This is a genomic window from Campylobacter sp. 2352 PW, from assembly GCF_024723575.1.
Classification (GTDB): domain Bacteria; phylum Campylobacterota; class Campylobacteria; order Campylobacterales; family Campylobacteraceae; genus Campylobacter_D.
The window spans coordinates 1-220 of the sequence record NZ_JANQCX010000055.1 but is presented as its reverse complement, the minus strand read 5'-3'; the positions used below and the strand labels follow the sequence as shown (position 1 = coordinate 220).

Below are 220 nucleotides of genomic sequence, written 5' to 3'. Positions count from 1 at the left end.
TAAAACTTTTTCTTTCTAGCATCCTCTAAGATATCACTAGCTATTTTATTTACATTATCAGCTACTATAGCACTATCATTAGCTATTTTTAAATTCTCTTGAGTTACATGATCAATTTGAGCTACAGCATCATTTATTTGAGTAATACCTGTAGTTTGCTCTTTAATACTTTCACCCATTTCATTAATAGATTGAACTAAGATATTAGTATTAGCTTCTA

General features: G+C 27.7%; 1 pseudogene. It reads right to left on the bottom strand.

Annotation, left to right across the window (positions count from 1 at the left end):
• A pseudogene (locus CAMP5121_RS08100) lies at positions 1–220 on the bottom strand (methyl-accepting chemotaxis protein); the annotation flags it as partial.